This window comes from Salinigranum salinum, assembly GCF_009176545.1.
Classification (GTDB): Archaea; Halobacteriota; Halobacteria; order Halobacteriales; family Haloferacaceae; genus Salinigranum; species Salinigranum salinum.
Genome location: NZ_VTOJ01000001.1, coordinates 2,333,543 through 2,358,582, shown reverse-complemented (window position 1 = coordinate 2,358,582; position 25,040 = coordinate 2,333,543). Strand labels below are relative to the sequence as shown.

General features: G+C 65.5%; 26 protein-coding genes. 16 read left to right on the top strand and 10 right to left on the bottom strand.

Annotated features, from left to right (window positions below; all coding sequences use genetic code 11):
• Positions 1 to 32: 32 nt before the first annotated feature.
• Positions 33 to 584 carry a DUF7500 family protein gene (locus FZP69_RS11340; RefSeq protein ID WP_152041403.1) on the bottom strand — a complete coding sequence of 184 codons (552 nt, stop codon included), beginning with the start codon at positions 582 to 584 and terminating at the stop codon, positions 33 to 35.
• A 155-nt stretch (positions 585 to 739) separates the two neighbouring features.
• Here FZP69_RS11340 and FZP69_RS11335 point away from each other — a divergent pair, with 155 nt between their 5' ends.
• The 3 genes from FZP69_RS11335 (at position 740) to FZP69_RS11325 (ending at position 2,713) form a co-directional block, all read left to right on the top strand.
• Positions 740 to 1,081 (top strand): ArsR/SmtB family transcription factor, encoded by a 342-nt coding sequence (locus FZP69_RS11335; RefSeq protein ID WP_152041402.1) that lies wholly within the window; start codon positions 740 to 742, stop codon positions 1,079 to 1,081.
• Between the two features lie 462 nt (positions 1,082 to 1,543).
• On the top strand, positions 1,544 to 2,113 hold the full coding sequence (locus FZP69_RS11330; protein ID WP_152041401.1) for an archaellin/type IV pilin N-terminal domain-containing protein: 570 nt from the start codon (positions 1,544 to 1,546) through the stop codon (positions 2,111 to 2,113).
• 15 nt (positions 2,114 to 2,128) lie between these two features.
• Positions 2,129 to 2,713 carry an archaellin/type IV pilin N-terminal domain-containing protein gene (locus tag FZP69_RS11325; RefSeq protein ID WP_204959961.1) on the top strand — a complete coding sequence of 195 codons (585 nt, stop codon included), beginning with the start codon at positions 2,129 to 2,131 and terminating at the stop codon, positions 2,711 to 2,713.
• Positions 2,714 to 2,810: 97 nt separating this feature from the next.
• Here the strand turns inward: FZP69_RS11325 and FZP69_RS11320 are convergent, their stop codons facing one another.
• Positions 2,811 to 3,560: an RAD55 family ATPase gene (locus FZP69_RS11320; protein ID WP_152041399.1), complete on the bottom strand. Its 750-nt coding sequence runs from the start codon at positions 3,558 to 3,560 to the stop codon at positions 2,811 to 2,813.
• A 304-nt stretch (positions 3,561 to 3,864) separates the two neighbouring features.
• Between FZP69_RS11320 and FZP69_RS11315 the strand changes: the two genes are divergently transcribed.
• The 7 genes from FZP69_RS11315 (at position 3,865) to FZP69_RS11285 (ending at position 11,573) form a co-directional block, all read left to right on the top strand.
• Entirely contained in the window at positions 3,865 to 5,499 is a 1,635-nt protein-coding gene (locus FZP69_RS11315; protein WP_152041398.1) for a flagella accessory protein C, read from the top strand.
• Entirely contained in the window at positions 5,483 to 5,917 is a 435-nt protein-coding gene (locus FZP69_RS11310; protein ID WP_152041397.1) for a fla cluster protein FlaF, read from the top strand. The genes FZP69_RS11315 and FZP69_RS11310 overlap by 17 nt, the downstream gene beginning before the upstream one ends.
• A gap of 1 nt (position 5,918) precedes the next feature.
• Entirely contained in the window at positions 5,919 to 6,368 is a 450-nt protein-coding gene (locus FZP69_RS11305; protein WP_152041396.1) for a CARDB domain-containing protein, read from the top strand.
• Positions 6,365 to 7,114, top strand: coding sequence for an ATPase domain-containing protein (locus FZP69_RS11300; RefSeq protein ID WP_152041395.1), 750 nt, complete (start codon positions 6,365 to 6,367; stop codon positions 7,112 to 7,114). Before FZP69_RS11305 ends, FZP69_RS11300 begins: the two co-directional genes overlap by 4 nt.
• Positions 7,114 to 8,796 (top strand): type II/IV secretion system ATPase subunit, encoded by a 1,683-nt coding sequence (locus FZP69_RS11295; protein ID WP_152041394.1) that lies wholly within the window; start codon positions 7,114 to 7,116, stop codon positions 8,794 to 8,796. Before FZP69_RS11300 ends, FZP69_RS11295 begins: the two co-directional genes overlap by 1 nt.
• Positions 8,797 to 8,880: 84 nt before the next feature.
• Positions 8,881 to 10,542: an archaellar assembly protein FlaJ gene (gene flaJ, locus FZP69_RS11290; protein ID WP_394350160.1), complete on the top strand. Its 1,662-nt coding sequence runs from the start codon at positions 8,881 to 8,883 to the stop codon at positions 10,540 to 10,542.
• Entirely contained in the window at positions 10,539 to 11,573 is a 1,035-nt protein-coding gene (locus FZP69_RS11285; protein WP_152041392.1) for a CheF family chemotaxis protein, read from the top strand. Before flaJ ends, FZP69_RS11285 begins: the two co-directional genes overlap by 4 nt.
• A 279-nt stretch (positions 11,574 to 11,852) precedes the next feature.
• On the opposite strand, the gene FZP69_RS11280 is transcribed toward FZP69_RS11285, so the two are convergent.
• The 4 genes from FZP69_RS11280 to cheB are packed head-to-tail and all read right to left on the bottom strand — an operon-like array spanning position 11,853 to position 16,926.
• The gene (locus FZP69_RS11280; protein ID WP_152041391.1) at positions 11,853 to 12,716 is read right to left on the bottom strand and encodes a CheF family chemotaxis protein; all 864 of its coding nucleotides are present in this window, start codon (positions 12,714 to 12,716) and stop codon (positions 11,853 to 11,855) included.
• Position 12,717: 1 nt separating this feature from the next.
• Complete coding sequence (locus FZP69_RS11275) at positions 12,718 to 13,527, bottom strand: CheR family methyltransferase (protein ID WP_152041390.1); 810 nt, start codon at positions 13,525 to 13,527, stop codon at positions 12,718 to 12,720.
• Positions 13,527 to 15,845 carry a chemotaxis protein CheA gene (locus FZP69_RS11270; protein ID WP_152041389.1) on the bottom strand — a complete coding sequence of 773 codons (2,319 nt, stop codon included), beginning with the start codon at positions 15,843 to 15,845 and terminating at the stop codon, positions 13,527 to 13,529. The genes FZP69_RS11275 and FZP69_RS11270 overlap by 1 nt, the downstream gene beginning before the upstream one ends.
• A 1-nt stretch (position 15,846) precedes the next feature.
• Positions 15,847 to 16,926, bottom strand: a complete 1,080-nt coding sequence (gene cheB, locus FZP69_RS11265) for a chemotaxis-specific protein-glutamate methyltransferase CheB (protein ID WP_152041388.1) — start codon at positions 16,924 to 16,926, stop codon at positions 15,847 to 15,849.
• Positions 16,927 to 17,141: 215 nt separating this feature from the next.
• Here cheB and FZP69_RS11260 point away from each other — a divergent pair, with 215 nt between their 5' ends.
• Positions 17,142 to 17,618 carry a chemotaxis protein CheW gene (locus FZP69_RS11260; RefSeq protein ID WP_152041387.1) on the top strand — a complete coding sequence of 159 codons (477 nt, stop codon included), beginning with the start codon at positions 17,142 to 17,144 and terminating at the stop codon, positions 17,616 to 17,618.
• Positions 17,619 to 17,717: 99 nt separating this feature from the next.
• Here FZP69_RS11260 and FZP69_RS11255 read toward each other — a convergent pair whose 3' ends face one another.
• Positions 17,718 to 18,398 (bottom strand): DUF4013 domain-containing protein, encoded by a 681-nt coding sequence (locus FZP69_RS11255; protein WP_152041386.1) that lies wholly within the window; start codon positions 18,396 to 18,398, stop codon positions 17,718 to 17,720.
• 293 nt (positions 18,399 to 18,691) lie between these two features.
• Here FZP69_RS11255 and FZP69_RS11250 point away from each other — a divergent pair, with 293 nt between their 5' ends.
• Positions 18,692 to 18,916 carry a hypothetical protein gene (locus tag FZP69_RS11250; RefSeq protein WP_152041385.1) on the top strand — a complete coding sequence of 75 codons (225 nt, stop codon included), beginning with the start codon at positions 18,692 to 18,694 and terminating at the stop codon, positions 18,914 to 18,916.
• Here the strand turns inward: FZP69_RS11250 and FZP69_RS11245 are convergent.
• Entirely contained in the window at positions 18,913 to 20,058 is a 1,146-nt protein-coding gene (locus FZP69_RS11245) for a mechanosensitive ion channel family protein (RefSeq protein ID WP_152041384.1), read from the bottom strand. The two genes, FZP69_RS11250 and FZP69_RS11245, sit on opposite strands and share 4 nt — an antisense overlap.
• Before the next feature lie 87 nt (positions 20,059 to 20,145).
• Between FZP69_RS11245 and FZP69_RS11240 the strand changes: the two genes are divergently transcribed.
• Entirely contained in the window at positions 20,146 to 20,640 is a 495-nt protein-coding gene (locus FZP69_RS11240) for a metal-dependent hydrolase (RefSeq protein WP_152041594.1), read from the top strand.
• A 243-nt stretch (positions 20,641 to 20,883) separates the two neighbouring features.
• Complete coding sequence (locus FZP69_RS11235; protein WP_152041383.1) at positions 20,884 to 21,507, top strand: peroxidase-related enzyme; 624 nt, start codon at positions 20,884 to 20,886, stop codon at positions 21,505 to 21,507.
• 21 nt (positions 21,508 to 21,528) lie between these two features.
• On the opposite strand, the gene FZP69_RS11230 is transcribed toward FZP69_RS11235, so the two are convergent.
• Together FZP69_RS11230 and FZP69_RS11225 are read right to left on the bottom strand one after the other, a co-directional pair.
• Positions 21,529 to 22,173: a hypothetical protein gene (locus FZP69_RS11230; protein ID WP_152041382.1), complete on the bottom strand. Its 645-nt coding sequence runs from the start codon at positions 22,171 to 22,173 to the stop codon at positions 21,529 to 21,531.
• Positions 22,174 to 22,270: 97 nt separating this feature from the next.
• Positions 22,271 to 23,782: a cryptochrome/photolyase family protein gene (locus FZP69_RS11225; RefSeq protein WP_152041381.1), complete on the bottom strand. Its 1,512-nt coding sequence runs from the start codon at positions 23,780 to 23,782 to the stop codon at positions 22,271 to 22,273.
• A 249-nt stretch (positions 23,783 to 24,031) separates the two neighbouring features.
• Here FZP69_RS11225 and FZP69_RS11220 point away from each other — a divergent pair, with 249 nt between their 5' ends.
• Positions 24,032 to 24,622 carry a response regulator transcription factor gene (locus FZP69_RS11220; protein WP_152041380.1) on the top strand — a complete coding sequence of 197 codons (591 nt, stop codon included), beginning with the start codon at positions 24,032 to 24,034 and terminating at the stop codon, positions 24,620 to 24,622.
• A gap of 61 nt (positions 24,623 to 24,683) precedes the next feature.
• Complete coding sequence (locus FZP69_RS11215) at positions 24,684 to 25,037, top strand: hypothetical protein (protein WP_152041379.1); 354 nt, start codon at positions 24,684 to 24,686, stop codon at positions 25,035 to 25,037.
• Positions 25,038 to 25,040 lie beyond the last annotated feature (3 nt).

The following is a 25,040-nucleotide window of genomic DNA, read 5'->3' as shown; positions in this document are numbered from 1 at the left end:
ACTTCCTACCAGCTATCAGTGATGATACTTTGTTACGAATCGCCGTTCTCGGGGGGAACGACGAGCCCATCGGCCCCCAGCGCGTCGACGAGATCCCGTATCGAGTCGTCGGGCGAGAGGCCGTGGGCTGCCAGCACGTCGGCGACGGTCCTGAGGGGGTACCGGACTCGGACGTCGGCCGCGAGACAGAGGATGCCGAGCACCTCCCCCGTCGGCGTGTCGGCGTCGACGTTCGTCGCATACCAGGTGAGGAGCTCCCCGAAGACCGTTCCCAGGTCGTCGGAGGCGCTCTCGTGGACGTCGACCTCGCCGTCGAAGCGCCCCGCGACGAGGAGTCCGTTGGCGGTCGACAGCGACTCCAGGTGTTCGACCAGCGCCGCGCGCGGGTCGGGAGCGGCGGCCGACTCCGACTCCGCGTGCAAGTCCGCGCGGAGTTCCTCCAGGTCGAGATCGTCGACCCCCGCGTTCTCCGTGGTAATGACGTACTGGCCGTCGCGCAACTCGTGGACGTCGTCCTTCTTCGTGATGTCGAGGTCGTCGGGGTCGACGACCCCTTCCTCGTCGTTCGGCCCGCGCGGTGCCATACAGTACGTGGACGAGACGCGATATTAAGCCCACCGGGGGCGTGACTCTCCGCAGGCGAATTCGGACCGGGGGGATCGACGACCGGAGAGATCCGTATCCGTCAGACGCGTAACCAATACATTGACATTACTCGGTATCATGACCGAAAACACTGATGGATCCAGATAGGACACTCGCAGCTCTTGGGAACGACTACAATCCGGACATCCTCAGATCCGCGTACCAGCCCCACTCGGCCCAGGAGTTCAGCGACATGCTGGACATCCCCATCGCGACCTGTTATCGGCGAATCGAGGAGCTCTCCGAAGCCGGGTTGCTGACCCTCCACGATCGGGTCCTCTCGGACGAGCACCGTCGAACCAACGTCTACCGCCGGGAGATCGACGAGATCAACGTCCGGTTCGACGACGACGAACTGGTCCTCAACGTCACGGAGCGGCCCGAAGTGAAGAACAAACTCGACGACGTCTGGCGACGGATCGCCCAGGACAACTGATCGGTTCGCCGGCTCGCGTACCGAACGGTGCAGCCTACAGTAGACTTCGAAAGAGTCCACTCACTCGATTGCCAAGACCTGCTGTGAACCCGCTGGGACGGTCAGAGCGGCGCAACCGGCTGCGAAGAGTCTCAGAGTCTACTATCGCTTCCGCTCGTGCCCTGGTTCTCTTCGATCGGCTGCTCACGCTCCGTCGAACGGAGTCGCGACCGCCGTGTTCCACACCTGCTCCCTGACCGATCGTGACTCCACAGGGTACCACGGGACGGCTGATCTCGCGTCCTCCCGGACGGTGAGCACAGGGTATCATTCCCGTACCCGTACGTGTGTACTACGGTGAGTGTCTGCTTCCTCGACCAGTTTTCTCCCGTGATAATCAGGGGAGTATGATTATGTACCGGCCACCGCTCGGGGCGAATAAGGCACGGACCCTCTCGGAGGGATCCGGCCGAGACTACCCAAATGTTCGAAGACAAAACAGACAGGGGTCAGGTCGGTATCGGGACCCTCATCGTGTTCATCGCGATGGTACTGGTTGCGGCGATCGCAGCCGGGGTTCTGGTCAACACGGCCGGATTCTTGCAGGAGAACGCGGAACAGACCGGACAGGAAGCACAGAGCCAGGTGAGTGATCGGCTCAACGTGGTGAGCAGTCACCTGAACGACACCGACCCATCCAGCGACGGGACGGCCGACTACAACCGGCTGAACCTCACGGTCAAGAAGGCAGCCGGCTCCGGTCCGGTCGACCTGACGACGACCACGGTCACGTACCTCGGACCCAGCACGACGACGGACTTCCAGGTCACGACCGACGAGATCGTGTCGGTGACGCCGATCAAGAGCAACACGCTCCGGAACGAGTCTGACCGCGTCGTGCTCAGCTTCCAGCTCGGAACCGATCTCGGGTCGGGCGCGCTCAGCCCCGGAGACGATTTCGAGATGCGGATCACGACCGCCTCCGGTGCGACGACCGTCGTCGAGGGTCGGCTCCCGTCGACAGCCGAGGCCGATGGACTGGTGGCACTGTAGGAGTCGAGAACAATGATGCAACTACTCAACACTGACGACGATAGAGGTCAGGTCGGTATCGGGACCCTCATCGTGTTCATCGCGATGGTGCTGGTCGCAGCGATCGCGGCCGGGGTCCTGGTCAACACGGCCGGATTCTTGCAGGAGAACGCGGAACAGACGGGCCAACAGGCGCAGGGCGAGGTGAGTGACCGTCTCAACGTGGTGAACGCTCACACGACGTTCTCGAGCGGGACGGCCGGCACGGTCAACATCGTGGTCCAGCGGGCCCCCGGATCCGACAACGTCAACCTCTCGGCCTCGACGGTCGAGTGGGTCGGCGAGAACCGGGCCGGCGCGGTCGAGGTCGGTAGCACCGGCTCCGGTGTGGTGCAGGTGACCAAGGTCACGTCCGGCAGCGTCGGAAGCACCGAGGTCATCACGGACTCGGCCGACAAGTACAGCCTCGCGGTGACGGTCAGCGACGGTACCCTCCTGGGTACGGACCTCGCGGCCGGCGATCAGGGGACGATCCGGATCACGACGCCGTCGGGCGCGTCCACGACCGTCCAGGTGAACATCCCGAGCGACATCGGGAGCGACGACACGATCTTCCTGTAGGTCGACCCGTCGGCTCTTTTTTCGACGACTGGCCGGACAGCGACGGCGTCGTCCCTGCGATGCGGACGGCGTCGCCGGTGACGGACCGGGGACGCAGCTACCGCTCGGGCTGTTCGCCGCCGCCGAAGAACGGCGCGCTTTCGCCGACCATCGAGAAGCCGGCGGCCTGTTCGTACACCTTGATGCCGCCGTGTCCGATCTCCATCGGGAACATCGAGTTCTTGATCGGCTGTTTGCGCATCTTCGCCACCCACACGTACCGGTTACTGGTGGAGCCGGCGGGCGACTGCACCAGGTAGATGTTCCCGTCGGTGAGGAAGTTCTCGAGTCCGATCTCGGTCTCGGGGAAGACGGCGGACTGCTCCGTCGTCAGGAGCGACGTCAGCCCGGAGTCCTTGAGGATGTCGATGAACTTCAGGAGGTAGTGTCGCTGTTCTTTCTCGTCCTCGAAGAAGAGCTGGAACATGGTCAGCGAGTCGAGCACGAGCCGGTCGTAGTTGGTCGACTGGAGGTCGTCGAGGATGCGGTCAAGCGTTCCGGAGAAGTCGCCGTCGCGCAGGAGTGTCCGCTTGTCGTACACCTTGATGTCCCCGTTCTCGACGAACTCGGGCCACTGTTCGAAGCCGATCGAGAGCGCGGCCTCCTCGATGTCGGCCTCGGACTCCTCGAACGTCAGATAGATCCCCCCTTCACCGTGGTCGGCCACACCGGAGTAGAGATACTGCATCCCGAGGATACTCTTGCCGGTCCCCGGGTTGCCGCTGATGAGCACTGCTGCGTTCTTCACGATACCACCGTTAAGGATGGAATCGAGTCCTTCGATTCCAGTTTCGACGAGTTCTGGCATTGGGTTTTGGCCTCGGACTTGTGCATCGTCGTCTCCGGCCCAGATAACTCTTCTCACCGCAGCTACATCCTCGGGGATTTCTGCGGCTTGAACACGATGAAAATCGACACACCAGAGTGCATTATCACCCACGATAGTCGGGAGGGAAGCTTCATGTATCGTTCACGGATACGTGACAATCAATGCTACCTGTTCCCCCGCCCCCGGGAGACGCGTCCGGTGGCTCCCGACCGCGCCGGGTCGACTTCGCGCCGACAGTGCGGGATGGATCCGTCAGCTGCCGACCGCCAGGGAGGCGAGACGAATGGGGATGATGGATTGGGTGGAAGACGGCGACGAGGACGACGAGCTGTCGGACGACGCCGAGGACGAAGACGGCACCGACGACCTCGACGACTTCGACGACTTCGGCGACGACCTCGACGACTTCGACGACGACCTCGACGACTTCGACGACGACCTCAACGACGACTTCGACGACTTCGACCAGTCGTCGGACCCGGAGAGTGGTGGAGACGCCGGGGCGGACGACGACTTCGACGACGGCTTCGGTGGAGGCGGAGCTGATGGCGGGAGCAGTGACGTCTCCGAACGCCTCGCCGACTTCGAGGACCGCATCGGCGAACTGGAGACCGAGGTCGGCTCGATCTCCTCGACGATGAACACCGTCCGTGAGGAGAACAAACAGATCGGCGAGACGGTCGACGAACTCGACGACACCATCCGAAAACTCCTCGACATCTACGAGATGGTGACGCGAGGGATCAATCCGTTCGTCGACGACGCTCGGGAGATGGGCGGTCTCGAACACGGTGACGGCGCATTCGGCCTCTTCGACTCCGAAGAGGAGGAAGAAGACGACCTCGACTCCGATGTCGCCAGTGCCGACGCCGAGAGCTTCTTCGACGACGACTTCGGCGAACTCGACGCAGAAGCCGGTGAGCAACACGCCGAGCACGCCGCGGAGGACGAGCTCGCCGAGGAGGAGCCGGACGAACCGGACCTCGACGCGGGTGCCGACGCGGATCCTGCCGAGACGGACAGCTCTGGTGGCGGCGCCTCGTTCGAGGAGCTGAAGGCGGAGTACGACGACGGCGACGGCTGGGAAGACGACCCCGCCGTCGACGACGACCCCACCGACGCTGGAGAGGAGATCAGTGACGACGCGGGAGCCGTCGACGCCGACGAGGACGCGGACGAACTCGACGAGGGCGAGAACGACACCGCCGAAGATGCGGATGACCCCGACGACGGGGGTGAGAACGACACCGACGAGGACGCGGACGCAGACGAAGTGGCCGGGATAGAGACGGAGGACGTCGGCGACGAGGTCCAGCGAGTCGACATCTCGCCGGACGACTCCCCGACGGAGACGGTCGTCGACGAGCCGGACGACCCCGACGGTGTGGCGGACGAACCGGCCACTCCCGCCGGGGAGACACCCACCGTCGAGGCGGCAGAGGCGGTGACCGACGACCGGATGTTCGTCCAACCCGACCGGACGACCGGGACGGGCGAAGGTCGAACGGCTGACGGCTCCGAGTCGGACGACGTGATCGGCCGGCAACGGCTGGGTGCGTCCCGGGCAGACGCGTCGGACGCCCACCTCTCGGCGCTCCCCTCGACCTACGTAGCCGAGTCCGTCGCGATGGAGTGGATGCGGTATCTCGTCTCCACTGGCGGGCTCCTCGGCGCGTCCAGAGCGCTCCGTCAGTATCAGGACTTCGGCTGGATCTCCGCGGACGTCCGGCGAACGCTCGACACGTACGTCCGACTGGCCGCGAACCCCGACGACGAGGGTCACCACGCACCGCTCTCGGTGAAACACCACGAGACGAGCCTCTCGTACGTGAGTCGACTCGGCGACCGCACACCCGACGCGACCCCACTCGAGGCGCTCGCGACCGACGGAGGGAGCCACGATGGGCTTCGGCGTTAGCGGGGCGACGGCGATCATCTTCCTCGGGCTGTTCATCGCCGCGGGGACGATGTACACGACGACCTCGGCGACGTTCGAGGAGGTCGACGACGCACAGGACAGCCGGCAGGAACAGCTCCTCGATCGACGGAACACGGCGATAACCGTGACGAACGCGACGTACAACACCACGTCCGGGAGCCTGAACCTCTCGGCTTCGAACGAGGGATCGACCACGCTCTCGGTGAACGGGACGACCGTGCTCGTGGACAACGAGTACGAACCGACCGCGCCAGCGAGCGTCGAGGGGAACGCGGCCACTGATCTCTGGGAACCCGGCGAGACGCTGACGCTGAACGTCACCACGACCCAGCCCACACGGGTGAAGGTCGTCACCGAGTTCGGTGTCGCCGACGCGAGCGACGTGACGGTGACGTGAGATGGCGGAGATATCCGTGCCCACGCTCATCCTGTTCATCGCGAGCATCGTGATTGCGGCCGGCGTCGCCGGCGTGCTCGTCGACACAGTCAGCGGGATCTCGAGCGCAGTCGACGACAGGGGCGGCGACGTCTCGAAGTCGATCAAGACGGACGCGGAAGTCATCTCCGACCCGGAGGCGGGCGTCTACGACGACGCGAACGGCACGATCACGCTGTACGTGAAGAACACGGGCATCCGGACCCTCCCCGCGGACGCGAACACTCTCGACGTCTTCGTCGACGGTCGGTATCGGACGAACACGTCGGTCACGGTCGTCGACGGGTCGGAGTGGAGACCCAACGGAGTGATCGAACTCACCGTCTCGGAGGTCTCGCTGTCTGCCGGCGATCACCGCGTGAAGCTCGTCGTCGACACCGACGAGGAGGTATTCGAGTTCAGAACTTCATGACAGACTCTAATCAGTTTCCGATCGGCCTGGACAACCACGACCGACTGAAGCAGGAGCTCGGTGGCGGGATCCCCCGCGGAGCCATCGTCCTCATGGAGGGCGACTACGGGGCCGGCAAGAGCGTCCTCTCACAACGGTTCAGCTACGGCTTCACCGACGAGGGCATCACGGTCACGTTCATCTCGACGGAGCTGAACGTGCGTGGCTTCCTCGACCAGATGCACTCGCTCGAGTACGACATGGTCAAGCCGCTGTTGAACGAGGAGATCCTCTACGTCCACGCCGAACTCGACTCCGGCGGTGCGCTCTCGGGACAGGATCGCGACCGGAAGGAACTCCTCCGACGGCTGATGGAGGCGGAGACGGTGTGGAACGGCGACGTCATCATCGTCGACACGTTCGACGCCATCCTCCGTAACGACCCCCAGTTCGAGGCGCTGGTTCGACAGAACGAGGAGCGACAGGCGGCCCTCGAGATCATCTCCTTCTTCAGGGATATCACCTCGCAGGGGAAGACGATCATCCTCACGGTCGATCCGACGACGGTCGACGAGGAGACGATGGGCCCGTTCCGCTCGATCGCCGACGTGTTCATCGAACTCGAGATGGTCGAGGTCGGCAACGACGTCAGGCGAAACATCTTCGTCAAGCGGTTCGCGGGCATGGGCGAACAGGTCGGCGACCGGATCGGATTCTCGGTCCGGTCGGGCATCGGCATCGTCATCGAGTCGCGGAGCGTGGCCTGATGGCGACGGAGCACGGTTCGGCACGGATCTCGGAGGAACTCAAACAGCACGCGTCACGCTACGACCACCTCCGGGACCACCTCAAGCGGTTCAAGAAGATCACCGGCGAGTTCCCACTCCTCGTGGACGAGCCCGGTGATTACGAATCGCGACGTCCGAACGTGCTCTACCCGCTCGGCGGCCCCATCTACTGTCAGGTGTACGGCAACTTCGGTGAGACGACCAAATATTACACCATCGAACCGGAGCTCGACGAGGACGAACGCGTCGTCTTCGACGAGATCAAGAACAAGATCCTCGAGTACAGCGTCCGTAAACCCGCCCCAGAGGCCAACGCCGACTACGAAGAACGGATCGAGGAGCTGCTCGACGAGATCGTCGTGGTCCGCGAACCGGTCCCCGAGGAGGAACAGACGTCGCTTCAGCAGCTGAAGTCGAAGCTCGACCTCGGTCGCATCGCCGTCCCCGAGCGGACGTACGAGAAGATCGAGTACCGGCTGGTCCGAGACATCGTCGGGCTCGGACCGCTCGAACCGATCATGCGTGACCCGGAGAACGAGGACATCCACGTCATCGGCCCCACCCAGGTCGACGTCGACCACGGCACCTTCGGGTTGTTGGAGACGAGCGTCGAGTTCGATTCCACCGAACAGTTCGACAACTGGCTCCGCAACATGGGCGAGCGCATCGGCGACCCCGTCTCGGACGCCCACCCGATCGTCGACTCGACGCTCCCCGACGGGTCGCGTATCAACATCATCTACTCGGACGACATCTCGCTGAAGGGCTCCAGCCTGACGATCCGCCAGGGCGACGACGTCCCGCTGTCGATCTACCAGATCACGAAGTGGGGGACGCTCTCGCCGGAGCTCGCGGCGTACCTCTGGGTCGCGCTGGAGAACGAGCGGACGATCTTCGTCGTCGGCGAGACGGCGTCGGGGAAGACGACGACACTGAACGCGATGCTGTCGTTCATCCCCCGCGACTCGAAGATCTACACCGCGGAGGACACCTCCGAGGTGCTCCCGCCACACAACACGTGGCAGCAGCTGCTCACGCGCGAGGGTCGCGGGCAGGACTCCGAGGTCGACATGTTCGACCTCGTGGCCGCCGCCCTCCGGTCGCGCCCCGATTACATCATCGTGGGTGAGGTCCGTGGCGAGGAGGGGCGGATGGCGTTCCAGGCCGCTCAGACGGGTCACCCGGTGATCCTCACGTTCCACGCCTCCGACATCGTCTCGATGATCCAGCGTTTCACCGGGGATCCGATCAACGTCCCCGAGACATTCATGGACAACGCCGACATCGCGCTGTTCCAGAACCGCGTTCGGCGAGGTGACGACATCCTCCGTCGGGTGACGAGCGTCGTCGAGATCGAGGGCTACTCGAAGGAGATGGGCGGGGTCGTCACCCGCGAGGTGTTCTACTGGGACCCCGTCGACGACGAGATCGTCTTCCAAGGGATGAACAACTCCTACATCATGGAGGAGAAGGTGGCCCAGCTCCTGGGGTACGCCGACACGCGCGACATCTACGACGACATCGAGTTCCGCGCGGAGATCATCAGACGCGCGATCCAGGAGAACATCGTCGGCTACCACGACGTGAACGAACTGATCGAGGACTTCCAGCGCGACGGGGTCGAGGGTCTCCCGTTCGACATGGCCTCACTGAGACGATGACAGATGGCATCAAGCACGAACGTCGCGACAGGAACCGCCCGCCTCAAGGAGTTCGTCGACTCCGTCTGGGAGTCGTATCAGCGGATGCCGATGCAGATCGAGCGGTACCTCCTCGTCGTCGTGTCGCCGGCAGTGCTGTTCTTCTTGCTGTTGACGCTCGGCACGGTCGTCCTCCCGCTTCCGCTCCTCGTGCGGCTCCCGATGTTCTTTCTCGGCGCGCTGTTCGTCGCGACGGCCGTCCTCTACCCGCGTCTCCTCATCGAACAGCAGCGACGGGGGCTGGAGAACCAGCTCCATCTGCTCATCACCCACATGACGGTGCTGTCGACGACGAACATCGACCGCGTCGAGGTGTTCCGGGCGCTCTCCCGGGAGGAAGAGTACGGCGAGCTCGCGACCGAGATGAACCGCATCGTCCAGCTGGTCGACACCTGGAACCAGTCACTCGACGACGCGTGCAAGCGCCGCGCCCGGGAGGTGCCGTCGAAACCGATGGCTGACTTCCTCGACCGTTTGGCGTACTCGCTGAACGCCGGGCAGGGCATCGACGACTTCCTCCTGGGCGAACAGGAGGCGATGATCCAGTCGTACATCACGGTGTACGAAGGCGCGCTGGAGAACCTCGAGGTGATGAAGGACCTCTACTTGTCGATGATCCTCTCGATGACGTTCGGGCTGATCAACGCGATCGTCCTCCCGATCCTCACGGGGACGGACGCGACCACCACCGTCCTCGCGGTCATCGTCCTCTTCGTCTTCGTCCAGCTGGGCTTTTACTTCGTCATGCGGACCATGTCCCCGTACGACCCCCTCTGGTACCTTCAGGACGACTACCGCACCAGAGCGGTCCGCCAGGTCGACATCAGTCTCTACGGTGCCGTGGGTCTGTCGTTGATCCTGATCTTCGCGCTCGCGCTCGGGACGTTCGGCATCACGCCCGTCGGCCGAGCGATGCGAGGCGTGCTCGAAGGCGTCCCGATCCCGCTGTTGATGGCCGCGCCGATCACGCCGCTGGCGATCCCGGGCATCCTCGCGCGTCGGCACGAGAACTCGATCAAGGACCGTGACCAGGAGTTCCCGGGGTTCATCCGCGCACTCGGCTCTTCGGAGAGCGCGAAGCAGGCGACGACGTCGGCGGTGCTCAAGACTCTCCGGAAGAAGGACTTCGGCACGCTCTCGGCCGACATCGACCGGCTGTACACCCGGCTGAAGATGCGGATCGAGCCGACCCGGGCGTGGTTCTACTTCACTGCCGAGGCCAGTTCCTACCTCGTCCAGAAGTTCTCCGAGATGTACCTCGTCGGCCGACAGATGGGCGGGAGTCCGAAGCTTCTCGGCGAACTCATCAGCCGCAACATGAACGAGGTCCTCCAGCTCCGCCGACAGCGTCAGCAGGCGACGATCACGCTCATCGGGGTCCTCTACGGGATTACTGCCTCCGCCGCCTTCGCCTTCTTCATCGGGCTCGAGGTCGTCGAGATCCTGGTGAGCATCTCCGCACAGATGGACCTCTCCGGGACGAGTGTCGGGACGATCATCCACTCGAACGTCTACCACGTCCCCACTATCGAGTACCTCCTGACCGTCACCATCCTGTTCAACGCGCTGTTGTCCTCGCTGATGATCCGCGTCGTCGACGGCGGCCACAAGGCCAACTCCTACATCCACTTCGTCGCGCTCGCGTGGATCGGGAGCATCCTCGCCGTCGTGACGTCACACCTCGCGGGAGCGCTGATCTCGGCATGAGCGACGCACCCTCGTCCTCGAACTCGAACTCGCACGCCGGCGCAGAGACGACCGAGAACCAGCGGAAGCGGCAGGCGGCGAGCGAGGCCGCCCAGGACGAAAAGAAGGCCCGGAAGCAGCTCAAACGGACCAAGTCGGGCGAGTCGATCGTCGTCGACTTCGTGGCGAACTTCGTCGCCGGCGGCTCTGGTACGTTCGAACCGCTCAGAGGGCGGGTCCTGATGAGCGAACGACGGCTCATCCTGGTGACGTCCGATTCGAAGACGACCGTCCCACTCACGTCGGTGTTCGACGTCGCCGTCGGGCAGGTGCCACCCGAGGTCGAACAGTTCTTCGACCACACCGTGATGATCGGCTACGTCGTCGACGGCGTCCAGCGAACGACCGTCGTCGGTGGCGACCGCGAGACGGTCGAGAAGTTCTCGCTCATCCTCTACCGGGCGACGCTTCGGGGATCGACGGTCGCGCTGAAACACCCCGCGAAGATCGGGGGGCGGTTCCAGGACGAACCGGTCCGGGAAGTCGGTCTCCACCTTGAGACCGATCGAGTCCTCTTCCCCGGGACGGAGGACCTGACCATCGGGGACGATGCGTTCTCGGTCGACCTCGCCGACGTCGTCTTCTTCCAGGTACTCGAACGGACCGTGAAGGGCCAGAAGCGACTGGTGCTCTCGGTCCAGCACATCACCCAGGATCAGACGGTGACGACGGAGGTGTCGATGGAGTCCCGGCGGAAGATGAACATCCTCGGGCGGTACCTCAGGCAGATGTACCACTACCTCGTCTCCGACGTCCGGAGCCTCGACGTCTCCGACGAGCAGCTCGAAGTCCTCGTAGGCCTGTACTCGACGGGGGGTCTCGGTGAGGACGTCGACCTCGCCTCGCTGCTCGACATGGAGGAGTCGACCGTCGAGACACACACGCAGGCGCTCCACGACGACGGCCTCGTCGAGAGCGTCGACCCGCCGTACGAGCTCACCCCGCAGGCGCAGTTCCTGATCAACGAACGGTTCGAGGACGTCAACTTCTAACGGCCGACGCGCGAGGCACCACCCCTCGAAGCGCTCGTCCACGAGGACGGATCCATCGAGACGTCGTCACGCCTCCCCGGCGGCTCGAACGGCACGCTCTGCACGCTCGTTCCCTCGTACGAGACGTCGTCCCCGTCGATCCAGCCGATCCCGGTGGCCGTCTTCCGACGGCCGGTCGGGGAGGAGAGCGTGCCGCTCTCCCCGGCCCTCTCGATGGGACGTTGGTGTAGACGGTCTCGTACGCCCTGTCCCGGATCAGATACGTCTCGTGCCCCGGCGTTACTGGTCGGAGATGACGTCGCTCGCGATGCTGCGGCCGCGCGCGTTCAGCGTCACCTCGTGTCTGATCCGGACCTCGTTGAGCACCTCGTGGTCGATGAGCCGGACGTACAGTTCCTCGACCTCGTCGGCGTCGAGGCCGAGAAACGAGGGAATGTCGAACGGGGAGACGCCGGAGTACAGCGCCGTCAGCACCTGTTTGTCCGTCTCCGACAGCTCCAGCGACGTCTCGGACTGTTCTTCACCTTTGCGGAGGAGCGTCTCGAGGAACGACATCTGTCGATCCGTCCCCGAGATGTACGTCTGGACGCTGGTCTCTTCGTCCGAGTGTTCGACCTCGACGACCAGGCGGCTGTCGTCGAGGACGGTCCGCCGACCCGTGGCGATGTCTCCGATGTCGTTGAGCCTGATCTCGACGAACGTTCCGCTCACGGTCGCCATACTCACCGCCTCCGCTTCGACTTTGAGCCGCGACCGCTCCCACTCCGTGTTCTGGACGACGCCGCCCTCGACGGCGGGGTGCCGCGCGAGGAAGGTCCCCTGGTTCAGGATCGCCCCGAAGAAGTCCCGCTCGAACGTCTCGTACTCTTTCGGCGCGACGAGCACGACACCGTCCGGGATCCGGAGCGAGAGGTAGTCGGAGACGCTCGCGACGTCCTGATTGACGTCGTACCGCCCCTCGACCCCCTCGACCGCCGAGAGGGGAAACGTCCGCTTGCCGCCCGATCCCGCCAGGATGAGCCGCTTGTTCGACAGGAGGATCCGTCCGCGCGTCCACGCGGCGTCCTCCCGTTCACGGCCGTTCTTCTCGGCACGCAGGAAGCGGCCACGCGTGTCGGACAGTTTGTGCTCACCCCGCTTCATATCAGCGTGCGTTGCGGTAGATGCGGAGACGTTTCTCGATCGGTTCGAACCAGGAGCGACACTCGGAGGGAACCGTCTCCGTCATGCCGATCGTGAGGTAGCCATCGGGGTGGAGTCCGGAGCCGAGCGTCTCGAACACGGTGCGCTTGGCGTCGGCGTCGACGTAGATGAACAGGTTCCGGCACAGGATGAGATCGAACTGGTCGGGTGGCGACTCCCGGATGAGATCGTGTCTCTGGAAGTCGACCATCCGTTTCAGCGACCGGGAGACGCGGTAACAGTCGTCGTCTCGCTCGACGAAGCGTTCGTAGTCGTCGAGCGGGGCGAGCTGTGACGCGAGGTCGTTCGTCTCGGACGCCAGATACTCGCCACGCCTCGCGGCGCGGAGAATCTCGCGCTTGATGTCCGTCCCGACGATCCGGATCCGGTCCGCGCGGACGTCGGGGTCGTCGTGTGCGAGCATCGCCAGCGAGTACGCCTCCCGTCCGTCGGAGCAGGCCGCGCTCCACACGCTCGTCCGCCCCGACGCCGTGAGGTCGCGGAGCACCGGACGGAGGGCCTCCCACACCTCGGGGTTCCGGAAGAAGGAGGTGACGTTGACGCTCAGCGCGTCGAGGAGCGCCTGTCGCTCTTCGTCGTCCGACTCGAGTAGGCGCTGGTAGGCGCGGTAGTCGGGCGAGTCGTTTCGACGCATCCGGGCGGAGATCCGGCGGTCGAGATACGCGTCGTTGTACATCGAGGTCGCAAACCCCATCGACGACTCGATGTATTCGAGCAGGCGGCCGAAGCCGCGACCTTCGGCGGTGGACATCAGTCGACCACCCCTCCGTCGGCGGCTGTACCACGGGGCCGCCCGACGGGCTGCTCGCTATCCGCCCCGGCGAGCGTCCCGACGTCGATGATGGGAATCACGTTGCCGTCGCCGATGACCGCCGTCCCCGACAGCCCGTCGGAGCCGGACAGGGGACCCTGCAAAGGCGTGACCACGACCTCTTCCTGTCGTGTCACGCCGTCACACCGGAGCGCGACCTGTCGGTCCTGCGGACGAATCCGGACGACCATCCCGGTTTCGGGAGTGCTCGCGGTGACACCGAGGGCGTCCCGGAGCCGGATGAGTGGGTACACCCGGTCGTCGTGGACGACGACCTCGGTCCCGTTGATCGTCTCGATCCGACTCTCGCGGGCGACCTCGTCGATGTACTTGATCGGGACCCCGAACTGCCTGTCGCCGACCGTGACGAACAGCACCTTGATGATCGCGACCGACACCGGCAGTCGGATCTCGAACGTCGTCCCCTCGCCGAGCGTCGAACTGACCGACACCGACCCGTCGAGCGCCTCGACCGTGGTCTTCACCACGTCCATCCCCACGCCCCTGCCGGAGACGTCGGTGATCTCCTCGTTGGTCGAAAATCCCGGATGGAAGATGTAGTCGAACACCTCGTCGTCCGGGATAGTCGAGATCGCCTCGCGCGACACGACGCCCTTCGAGACGGCCTTCTCGCGGATCCGGTCGACGTCCAGCCCGCCGCCGTCGTCGGCGACCTCGACGACGACCGTGTCGTGTTCGCGCCGTGCCGACAGTTCGACGACGCCCTGTTCGGGCTTGCCGGCCGCCGTGCGTTCTTCGGGCGGTTCGATCCCGTGGTCGACCGCGTTCCGGAGGACGTGCATCAGCGGATCCGAGATCTCGTCGAGGATCGTCCGGTCCAGTTCGATGTCCTGCCCCGTGACCCGGAAGTCGACGCGCTTGTCCTGCTCGCGCGCGAGGTCGCGCACCAGCCGGGGGAACTTGTCGAACACCTTCTTCAGCGGGATGAGCCGCATGTCCATCACCGTGTTCTGGAGGTTCGAAGAGATCTTGTCGAGCTCGTCGAGCGTGTCGACCCCCTTCGTCTCGTCCGCGCCGACGGCCCGTCTGAGTTTGATTCGAGAGGTCACCAACTGTTCGACCAGCTCGTGGAGTTCGTCGAGCTGGTCGACGTCGACGCGGACCGATTTTACCTCGGCAATCTGTCGCTTCGAGCCGTCGTCTTCGGCGTCCGCGTCGACCGTGTCGGTCCGTCGATCCGCCTGGCTCGTTTCGGTTGCTTCAGCCCCTCCGATCCCTCCGTCCTCGGTGAGTTCGTCGGTGGCCTGTCTACCGTCACGGGTGTCGGCGTCCACGGTCGGTGTCTCGACTGCCCCCGCCCCGTCGTCGAGTCGCCCACCGACGCGGGTGATCGCCGTCGAGACGTCCGTGACGTCGCAGTCCGACACCGACCACAGGTCACGGAGCGACGCCGCGACCCCGTCGGCGTCGGCGTTGGCCACGAACAGTTCGACGCGCTCGTCGAACGCCCCCTCCCTGATCTCGTCGAGCGACGGGCGCGCCCCGGCGACCGTCACCTCTGGCGGGATGCCGTCGACGAAGAGACCCGCGTCGACGCTCTTCATGTCGCCTGGTTCGAGCGTGAGTTCGGCGTGGAAGAGCGAGTCGTAGCCGGCGAGCGTCTCGGTCGGAACCGTCTCGACCGCGGTCTCGATCAGCGCCGCTCGGGCCGACGGTCCGTCGTTCTCGGATCCGCGGGCGGTCGGGTCCTCGTCGGGCTCGTCGACCGCATCCTCCGCGTCGTCGGCCCTCGACCGGGCGTGGTCGTCGGCCGCGTCGTCCGGTTCGCTCGGCTCGCGTTCGCTCGCCTCGTCCGCGACATCGTCGTCGGCCGCGTCCGCACCGACCCCCTCGGTCGCGTCGTCCGTCTCGTCGTCTCCCCCGTCCGTCGCCGCGGCACGGAGGCGGTCGACCGTCGACTCGGGGTCGATCGTCGTCTCGCCGTTCGCCTCGATATCGTGGAGGATGTCGACGATCAGGTCGACGCCCTCGAAGACGAGATCCATCCGCTCGGGCGTCACCTCGAGTTCTCCTTGCCGGACCTCGTCGAGGAGGTCCTCGATCGCGTGGGCGACCGTGGCCGCCTCGTCGAACCCCATGGCCCCGAAGTTCCCCTTCAACGTGTGTGCTCGGCGGAAGATGTCGTCGATGGCCTCGTCGTCGTCGGGGCTGGACTCCAGCGTCAGCAGCGAGTTGTTCAGCTGGGTGATACTCTCTTCGCTCTCGGTGATGAATGCCTGGTAGAGTTCCTCGTCCATGTTACTGTCTCAGTGTCGTTACGATAGCCGTGGCGATCTCTCCGGCCGGGAGCACCTCGTCGACGTGTCCGGCCTCGATGGCCCGCTTCGGCATGCCGAAGATCGCCGACGTGTGTTCGTCCTGCGCGATGGTCGTCCCACCGGCCCGCTTCGCCGCGCCCATCCCGTCGACGCCGTCCCGACCCATCCCCGTCAGGAGCACCGTGGTCAGTGGGCCACTCACCGTCTCGGCGGCCGAGGCCATGGTGAGGTCGATCGCCGGCTTGACGCCGTGAAGCCGGTCGCCGTCGCGGAGCCGGAGTCGGAGCTGTCCGGACCTGTCGTCGTCGACCACGAGATGTGAGCCACCGGGCGCGACGCGGGCCTGACCCGCACCGATCCGTTCGCCGTCGCGCGCTTCGGCGACCTCGTACCCACTCCGACCGTCGAGGCGGTTCGCGAACCGCGACGTGAACCCCGCCGGCATGTGCTGGACGACCAGGACGCGGAGGCCCGCCTCCGGCGGAAGCCCAGCGAGAACGTCCTCGACGACGTTCGGTCCGCCGGTCGAGGCTCCGACGACGACCGTCGAACCGTCCGGACACGGCGCGCGTGACCGAGCGACCGGCCCGGCCGTCGCCACCGGCGGCGTCGTCGGTGTCGACGTCGACTGCCGCCGTCGTGCGTCCAGGTCGACCGCGGCGGCCGCTCGGACTTTCTCGACGAGTTCGCGCTTCACGCGCGGCATCTCCGAGGTGACCTCGCCGCCCGGCTTCGTCACGAAGTCGACGGCACCGTGGTCGAGTGCCTCGAACGTCACGTCGGCGTTCTCCTCGGCGTGGGCCGACAGCATCAACACGGGTGTCGGACAGTCGGCCATGATCGCTTCGACGGCCTCGATCCCGTTCTGCCGCGGCATCTCGATATCCATCGTCACGACGTCGGGTGCGTGCTCGGCGACCGTCTCGACGGCGGCCACCCCGTCGGCCGCCTCGGCGACGACTTCGACTCCCTCCTCCTCGAGGAGGCGTCTGATGAGCGTCCGCATGAACCGCGAGTCGTCGACGACGACGGCCCGCGTCTCACCGTTCCTCGTGTTCATCGACACCCCCTTTCGAGGCGGCCGGTCGGGCGAGGCGTGTGGGACGAAAGGGATGGAGCCGGTGGTCCACGTCGCATCTCTGTCCGTGGTTCGACTGTGGGTTACATAAACGCACCCCGGCGGTAATCAGTCGTGATAACGCAAGGCGTAGGTTTAGATACCGTTCGCTCGACTGATCGGCTATCAGACGCCACGGTGAGCGTCCTGACAGAGATATGCACTCACAGAAGAGACCGGACCAGGCCCCGGCGGAACCGCACGACGAGGAGACCGAGGCAGTCAGTGAGATCCAGGTGCTCGAGTTCAAACTCGGCTCCGAGACCTACTGTGTCGACATCGACTACGTCTCCGAGATCGTCGACAAGGGGTCGCTCACGTCGGTCCCGAACGCACCACACTACGTCGACGGCGTGATGGATCTCCGGGGGCGGACCACGTCGATCGTCAACCCCAAGCGCCTCCTGAACCTCCGCGGGGAGTCGGAACCGAAGCGGATCGTCATCTTCGACTCGGGCCGATTCGCCGACGAGGCCGCCATCGGCTGGGTGGTCGACGAGGTGTACCAGGTCGTCCGCGTGTCGATGGACGACGTCGAGCAGCCGCCGCTCGACAACGACGAGTCGATCCAGGGCATCATCAAGCGCGACGGCGAACTCGTCATCTGGATCTCGCCGGTCGCGGCGCTCGGCTGACGCTCGCCCGGGGTGGTCTCACCGAGGTGCAGGTGGCGGTTTCTCTCCAGGATGTGCCAATCACGGGGTCGCCCCCGAGACGACGGGGTCGGCCGTGTCTCAGGCCGTCACGTCCGCGTCCGGTGACGTCGCACCGCTGGCCCCGCGGGCGGCGGCGTATCCCTGCCCGACGAGTTTCATCGCGACGATGAGCGCGTAGAACAGTACGGCCTGTCCGAGGATCGGGATGCTCCCCACGAGGCCGGCGACGATCAGGATCACGACACCGATCGCCCACGGAACGGCGTACGCCGTGTCCGTCGCGACGTCGACGATGACACCGAAGTCGAAGCCGGCGCCGATTCCGCCCTCGCGGGCGTAGTTGGCGACGCCGATGAGGCCGACGTAGCCGAACACCAGCGCGAGGACGGTGCTCAGGACGAACCCACCGAAGAACCCGGCCACACCGAGCCCAGCCCCGGCCTCCGTCCCGGTCGCCATCGCCCCGATCGATCCGCCGACGGTCACGACGAAGACGACGATCGGGATCAACTGGTAGACGAAGAGGATCACCGTCGCGACCAGTCCCTCGACGAACAGCGAGCCCCAGTCGTCGAAGACGGGTGGTTCGGGCGCGTCGTCCATCCCGGCGCGGAGCACCCGGACGAGGTAGCCGTACAGCAGGAAGGCCGGGATCAACAGGAACGACAACAGGGTCAGGACGGTGCCGATGACCACTGTTACGAGCCAGTCGTCGGACTTCATCGGATACGTCAGGAGTGCCTCAATGTCGAGTGCCATTGCATCTTACACCTCAAGAGACCATCACATAACTCTTGCTCCCTCTCGTCGCCGACCAGTTCAGCCCCGGAGTCGACCCCAGAGCAGAAGACACAGGTAGCCGACGACGCCGAGACCGAACAGTACGGCCGGGATGAGGAACGGACCGAACGTGGAGACGAGCGTATCGACGATCACACCTGTCCGTCGGGCGGAGCGACTAACAGGTCTTGGGTCTCACGGTCCGTCCGGAGGGGGTCGATCGTCCTGAATGTCGGGAACATAAACCGTTCGAGCGTGAAGCCGGGGCCGACATGGACGAAGCACTCGAAGCCGCCGAACTCGTCGCGGACTCGGAACTGGAAGGGGTCGTCGTCTGGCTCCTGCGCGTCGCCGGACTCGTCTGCGTCCTCGCGGGGCTCGGGCTGTGGCTCTTCACGGAGGCGGGACTGCTGGTCCTGCCAGCCCTGCTCGTCGTCGTCGGTGTCGTGCTCGTGGTCGCGCCGAGTGTCCTGCTCGCGCTCGCCGAACTGACCTAATCCCGTCGGTCGTGGCCGCCGTCGGTCTCACCTGACACCGCCTCCCCCTCGCCGGCCAGCGGTGACGACGTCGCCGGGTTCGACGACCCCGGACTGCTGGTGACGGTGAGGTCCCGCTTCGGGTAGGGAATCTCGATCCCCTGCTCCGTGAGCCGCTGGTAGATCGTCCGGTTGAGTTCGTGCGTCGCGCGGGCGCGGCGGGTCGGACTGGCGACCCAGCAGAGCAGTTCGTACTCCAGCGCGCTGTCGCCGAACCGGCGGAAGCGCATGCGTGGCTTCGGTGAGTCGAGCACGAGCGACTCCGCCTCGGCGATTCCGACCACGAGCGCCTCGAACGCGTCGACGTCGGTGCCGTACGCCACGCCGATCGGGACGCGGATCCGGCGACGTCGCTGGGGGGCGGACTCGTTGACGATCTTCGCGGCGTTCAGCGCCGAGTTCGGCACCGTGACCAGGACCTCGTCACGCGTCATCAGCGTGGTCGACCGGATGCCGACCTGGACGACGGTGCCGGCCTCGCCCGAGTCCAGCACGATGTAGTCGCCGAGCTTGTAGGTGTCGTCGAAGTACAGCGCGATGCCGCCGAAGAAGTTCGCGACCGTGTCCTTGGCGGCGAAGCCGACCGCGATGCCGGCCACGCCCGCGGCACCGAGGAGCGGCGTGATGTCGATGTCGTACAGCCGCAAGAGGGCGGCGACGGTCCCCACGCTCACCACGAGCGTCCAGACGTTCGAAAAGACGGGTGCGAAGTCGAAGCGGCTCCCCTTCTCCTTGACCACGTCGACCGCCTCGTTGACGAGGTTGTTGAGCGCCCACGCCCAGGCGAGCACGATGACGGCGAGCGAGGGTCGACCGAAGAACGTGTCCAGCAGATCGGCGGTGACGAGCGTGCTCTCGACGACCGCGGGCGTGCGGGTCAGGACGTAGATCCCGGCGAGCGCGACCGAGACGACCAGCGGCCACCGGACGTTGCGGACGACGATGTTGTCGAACTCGGTGTCCGTGCGGCGGACGAGCCGGGACGCTCCCCGGATCACGACGACCTCGACGACGAGCGCCGCCCCGAGCGAGATTGCGAGGACGACGAGCGTCGCTTGCCAGGCAGTCAGTCCGTCGAGCAGCCGAGTCACCGCGTCTATCACGACTCTTCTCGTACGCCGACGAATATAACGGTTTTCGACGTTCGCGTGAGCCGGAAGGTACTCCTGGGCGGAACGCGATCGTCCACCGTGTACCGCAAGGGCCACTACGGCGTCGCGCTGCTCGTCTTCGCGCCGGTCGGCGTCGCGCTCGTCTCGGCCGGGCTCGTCGACCTCGCCGTCCTCGTCGGGGCGGGGGCGCTCTGGCTGGCGATGCTCCCCGACGTCGACCACCGGCTGCCGGGAGTCTCCCACCGCGGGCCGACCCACACGGTCTGGTTCGCGCTCCTCGTCGCCGCCGTCCTCGGTGGGGTCGGTCTCGCCGCCGGTCGGGCCGGGGCAGCCACCCCGTACCGACCGGAGACGCTCGCCGCAGTCGGCGCGGGCATCGGGTTCGTCTCGGTCGGCGCACACCTCCTCGCGGACGCGCTGACGCCGATGGGGATCAGGCCGTTCAGTCCGCTCTCTGCGCGCCGGTACTCGCTCTCGCTCGTCACCGCCGACAGCACCGTCGGCAACTACGGGCTGTTCGGTGTCGGCGTGTTCGTCACCGCGGTGTGGGTCAGCGTCCTGTTCGTGGGGTGAGGTCGCGGCTCGGCCGGTCCGTCTCTCACGCAGTACCGACAGAGTACCGGGTCACCGGCCCCGTCCGGCGAACAGGCGCGTCAAAACGGGAAGCGGTGGCGCGCGCTGGCGCGGCCCCGTGCGTCCACACCCACCCTCGGGACTCCTCCCGGTTCCCACGACCCAGTACCCGGTGCGTCCGACGTCCGACAGCGATCCTCGGATCGCCGCTGCACCTTTCACCCACGCGGCTGAATCCCGCTCATGGCCGACACGGACGACACGACCACGGACTCCGACGGGATCGAACTCGACGACGACGCCATGCGCAACTTCCCGGTTCCCGACTTCGCCGATCTCCCCGACGACCTCCGGGAGCGTATCGCCGAGGAGACCGATCGTGCGGGCTTCACCCCGAACGTCTTCTCGGCGTTCGCGTACAAGCCGTCGCACTTCCGCGCGTTCTTCGCGTACCACGACGCGCTCGTCGACGACACGGCACTCGCGAGGGAAGAAGTGGAGATGATCGTCGTCGCCGTCTCGGGCGTGAACCACTGCTACTACTGCAACGTCGCCCACGGCGCGCTCGCGCGGATCTACGCGAAGGACCCTCACCTCGCGGATCAGCTGGTGGCGAACTACCGGACCGCGGACGTTTCAGACCAGAGAATGGTGATGCTCGACGTGGCGGTTAAGCTGACCGAGAACCCGGCGGAGGTCACAGAGGACGACATCAGACTGCTGGAGGAGGCGGGCTACTCCGAGGAGGCGATCTGGGACATCGCCGCGGTGACGGCGTTTTTCAACCTCTCGAACCGGATGGCGATGTTCGCCGACATGCGGCCGAACGAGGAGTTCCACACGATGGGGCGTCAGCCGCGGGAGTGAACTCACACCGCTTCGAGACGATCATAGTTCAGTGAATTTTGTCCCCTCGTCAATGAACACCTGTACCTCGTTCTGTCGCCTGTAGAGATGGTCTTTAACATTCTCAAACCGGAACCGCGTGCCCTCCTCGAGATACGGGTGTTTGACACCCTGACCGACGACAAACGGCACCCTCTTGACCGAGCCCCTTTGCCTCAACACGCCTCTCACGTCCGGTGTGTTCTTCTTGTTTTTCGCGACGAACTCGATGTGGTGGATCTCCGCCTCGATAGTGACGTACTCTCCGGAACCGGTCAGGCTGGATAACCCTCGAACCGGGGCACCGTCCCCCGTCCGTGATGCCTTCGAGTCAGTCGGCCGTGCCAGTTCGTGATCGGAAGAACTGCTCACTGCAGACGGTTTTCTGGTGTCCGATGACGTTCTCTCTTCGTTCCGTGTGATAATGTCTGCAAAGAGGTAGTTTTCGGAACTCCCAGTTCCTTGAAAGTAGTCTGTCACCTCCACCTCAAACGAGTGAGTGTCGGCATCGCTGACCGTCGTCTCGAGATCCGAAAAGATGCACTTCGTCTCCCCAGCGACTCCCGAGGGTTCCACGTACCACCCGTCGTCGCGTCGCACGACTCGGAGTTTTCCCCGTTTCCTGTCCGTGAACCAGGTCTGAGACATGGATGTGGATCACTCTTTGTAATATAAACGACCCCCCTCTGATAATCACTATTGATACCTTTTTGCCGGTCTCATAGTGTCTATCTGACGTCCGATCCTACAACTCCCCCTCCCGTGCCTTCTCCCGCACCTCCCGCGCCCGCTCCCGGATCGCCTCCCACTCCTCGTCGTCCTTCTTGTCGACGTGCGAGTACATCAGCCCCATCCGCCCCGTTCCTCTGAGGGCCTCCTCGTTCTCCCGCAGGAAGTCCCAGTACAGCGCGTTGAACGGACACGCTCCTTCACCCGTGGTCCGCGACACCGTGTACTCGCACCCCGCACAGAAATCGCTCATCCTGTTGATGTAGTTGCCCGACGAGGCGTACGGCTTCGACGACAGGACATCAGTCGCGAACGAGCCCATCCCGACGACGTTCGGCGTCGTCACCCAGTGGTAGGCGTCGACGAACCCGAGGTGGAACCAGCGGTTGAGTTCGTGGGGGTCGACTCCATAGATAAGAGCGAAGTTCGACAGCACCATCAGCCGCTCGATGTGGTGGGCGTAGCCGCGCTCGTCGACGTGCGACACCGCTTCGGAGAGACAGGTCATGTCGGTCTCGCCGTCCCAGTACAGCGGCGGCAGCTCCCGTTCCTGATCCAGCTGGTTCACCTCGCCCATCGCCGGCATCGCCCGCCGGTAGACGTGACGCATGAACTCCCGCCAGCCGACGACCTGGCGGACGAACCCCTCGACCGAGTTCAGGGGCGCATCGCCCGACTCGTACGCCTTCACGGCAGAGTCGACCGCCTCCCGTGGGTGGAGGAGCCCAAGGTTCAGCGACGACGACAAGAGCGAGTGACAGAGCGCCCACTCGCCGTCCACCATGGCGTCCTGGTAGTCGCCGAACTCGGGCAGGCGGGCCGAGACGAAGTGGTCGAGCGCCGACTGTGCCTCCGCTCGGGTCACGGGCCACACCACGGCGTCGAGCGACGGGTTCCCCCAGTGGTCGTCGTACCGCTCCGTGACGAACTCGTGGACCTCGCGCGTGATCGCATCGGGCTCGAACGTCGGGACGGGGGGCGGCGACCACTCGGGCGGCGGCGTGTCGCGGTTCTGGTCGTCGTAGTTCCACTCGCCGCCCTCCGGATCGTCGCCGTCCATCAGCACGTCGAGTTCGCGGCGGACGAAACGGTACCACCGCTCCTGTCGGAAGCCGTCGTCGACGGTGCGGTCGCCGGCCCACGCGTCGAACGTCTCGGGGGTGGTGAGGAAGCGGTCGTTCTCGACGACGGTCAGGCTTCCACCGCGTACCTCGACCATCGCCTCGAAACGAGCCGCCGCGCCGTGGCTCGGCGGGTCCATCAGCACGAGCGAATCGCCCGGAACGGCCGCGAAGTACTCGTCGAGGCCGTCGCCGAACGTCTCGGCCTCGACGTACGTCACCTCGTAGCCGCGCTCGCGGAGCGCGTCGCGGCAGTGACGCATCGCGGAGAAGACGACCGTCAGCTTCGCCGGGTGGTACGGGAGGCGGTCGGCGAACGCGTGCGCCTCGATCATGAGGACGTGGTCGGCGGTCGCGAGGGGTGCGGCGTCCGGCGAGAGCTGATCGCCGAGGAGCCAGACGGTCATGGCCACGACCGTCGACTCGGCGCGGTACTCGAAGACATATCACCGCTAACGGCCACCCGCAGTAATCTGTTGTGGCTACCAACCCCCGTCCGGGAGCGCCCGGTCGTCGACCGCGCAGAGACGCGGCGTGTAATCCGTCTACTGCGTCCCGTCCGAGAGGATCCACCCCGACAGTCCAACCCCCGATACCGGGACGAATCGGTGCCGTCACCATGATATACCATGAGCGAGTGGATACAGTGAACACAGATGGAAGGCGCCGACGATGACCGGCCAGTCGTGCTCGTCACCGACGACGAGGCCGAACTCGCGGAGCTGTACGCCCACTGGCTGGCAGACTCGTACGAAGTCCTGGTGGCGACGAGCGGCGAGGAGGCGCTCGAACTGGCGACCGACGACGTCGACGTCGCCCTCCTCGACCGCCGGATGCCCTCGATGACCGGCGACGAGGTGCTCTCGGCACTGCGCCAGCGGGGCGTCAACTGCCGCGTGGCGATGATCACCGCGGTCGAACCCGACCTCGACATCGTCCAGATGCCGTTCGACGACTACCTTGTCAAGCCCATCACGCGCGAGGAACTCCACTCGGTCGTCGAGGTGCTGCTCTCCCGGGCACAGTTCGACGACCGGACCCAGGAGTTCTTCGCCCTCGCGTCGAAGAAGGCGACGCTCGAGAGCGCCGCCAAAGACGGGTCCAGCGACGAGTACGAGCGGCTCACGGCACGGATGCGCCAGCTCAGGGGAGAACTCGACGACACCCTCTCGCAGTTCTCGAACGAGGAGTTCGAGGCGGCGTTCCGCGAACTCCCCAACGAACCCGACTTCGAGCCGCTGGAGTGACGCGGCGAGTCGGACGTCGCCCCGTGCGAAGGTTTTCCCGGGGAGCGGACGACCGCCTACCATGCCCGACTCCTCCACCACACAGTGGCTGCTCCCGCTCGGCGTCGCCGTCGCCGCGACGTTCGTCCTCCAGACACGGCCGGAGTCGGCCGGACCGGTCGTCGAACTGGGGCGACTCCTCGCCCGCGTGACCGTCGTCGCCGCGATCGCGCTCCTCGCGTGGCGACTGCGGCGGGCGCTCCGGTCGTCGCGCCGATGGACACCCCGCGTGCAGCGGTTGGCGGTCGTCGGTATCGGCCTGCTCTGCGTCGCCACGGTCCTCCTCGGCCTCCTCGGCTACGGCGACGCGCTAGGGACGCTCCTCGTGGTCGTCGGGGGGACGGCGATCGCCGCGGCGGTCGTCACCACGGAGTGATCG

Coding starts and splice junctions, on each gene's coding strand:
- FZP69_RS11340 (WP_152041403.1), bottom strand. CDS start 584: ATGGCACCGCGCGGGCCGAACGACGAGGAAGGGGTCGTCGACCCCGAC.
- FZP69_RS11335 (WP_152041402.1), top strand. CDS start 740: ATGGATCCAGATAGGACACTCGCAGCTCTTGGGAACGACTACAATCCG.
- FZP69_RS11330 (WP_152041401.1), top strand. CDS start 1,544: ATGTTCGAAGACAAAACAGACAGGGGTCAGGTCGGTATCGGGACCCTC.
- FZP69_RS11325 (WP_204959961.1), top strand. CDS start 2,129: ATGCAACTACTCAACACTGACGACGATAGAGGTCAGGTCGGTATCGGG.
- FZP69_RS11320 (WP_152041399.1), bottom strand. CDS start 3,560: ATGCCAGAACTCGTCGAAACTGGAATCGAAGGACTCGATTCCATCCTT.
- FZP69_RS11315 (WP_152041398.1), top strand. CDS start 3,865: ATGGGGATGATGGATTGGGTGGAAGACGGCGACGAGGACGACGAGCTG.
- FZP69_RS11310 (WP_152041397.1), top strand. CDS start 5,483: ATGGGCTTCGGCGTTAGCGGGGCGACGGCGATCATCTTCCTCGGGCTG.
- FZP69_RS11305 (WP_152041396.1), top strand. CDS start 5,919: ATGGCGGAGATATCCGTGCCCACGCTCATCCTGTTCATCGCGAGCATC.
- FZP69_RS11300 (WP_152041395.1), top strand. CDS start 6,365: ATGACAGACTCTAATCAGTTTCCGATCGGCCTGGACAACCACGACCGA.
- FZP69_RS11295 (WP_152041394.1), top strand. CDS start 7,114: ATGGCGACGGAGCACGGTTCGGCACGGATCTCGGAGGAACTCAAACAG.
- flaJ (WP_394350160.1), top strand. CDS start 8,881: ATGCCGATGCAGATCGAGCGGTACCTCCTCGTCGTCGTGTCGCCGGCA.
- FZP69_RS11285 (WP_152041392.1), top strand. CDS start 10,539: ATGAGCGACGCACCCTCGTCCTCGAACTCGAACTCGCACGCCGGCGCA.
- FZP69_RS11280 (WP_152041391.1), bottom strand. CDS start 12,716: ATGAAGCGGGGTGAGCACAAACTGTCCGACACGCGTGGCCGCTTCCTG.
- FZP69_RS11275 (WP_152041390.1), bottom strand. CDS start 13,527: ATGTCCACCGCCGAAGGTCGCGGCTTCGGCCGCCTGCTCGAATACATC.
- FZP69_RS11270 (WP_152041389.1), bottom strand. CDS start 15,845: ATGGACGAGGAACTCTACCAGGCATTCATCACCGAGAGCGAAGAGAGT.
- cheB (WP_152041388.1), bottom strand. CDS start 16,926: ATGAACACGAGGAACGGTGAGACGCGGGCCGTCGTCGTCGACGACTCG.
- FZP69_RS11260 (WP_152041387.1), top strand. CDS start 17,142: ATGCACTCACAGAAGAGACCGGACCAGGCCCCGGCGGAACCGCACGAC.
- FZP69_RS11255 (WP_152041386.1), bottom strand. CDS start 18,398: ATGGCACTCGACATTGAGGCACTCCTGACGTATCCGATGAAGTCCGAC.
- FZP69_RS11250 (WP_152041385.1), top strand. CDS start 18,692: ATGGACGAAGCACTCGAAGCCGCCGAACTCGTCGCGGACTCGGAACTG.
- FZP69_RS11235 (WP_152041383.1), top strand. CDS start 20,884: ATGGCCGACACGGACGACACGACCACGGACTCCGACGGGATCGAACTC.
- FZP69_RS11230 (WP_152041382.1), bottom strand. CDS start 22,173: ATGTCTCAGACCTGGTTCACGGACAGGAAACGGGGAAAACTCCGAGTC.
- FZP69_RS11225 (WP_152041381.1), bottom strand. CDS start 23,782: ATGACCGTCTGGCTCCTCGGCGATCAGCTCTCGCCGGACGCCGCACCC.
- FZP69_RS11220 (WP_152041380.1), top strand. CDS start 24,032: ATGGAAGGCGCCGACGATGACCGGCCAGTCGTGCTCGTCACCGACGAC.
- FZP69_RS11215 (WP_152041379.1), top strand. CDS start 24,684: ATGCCCGACTCCTCCACCACACAGTGGCTGCTCCCGCTCGGCGTCGCC.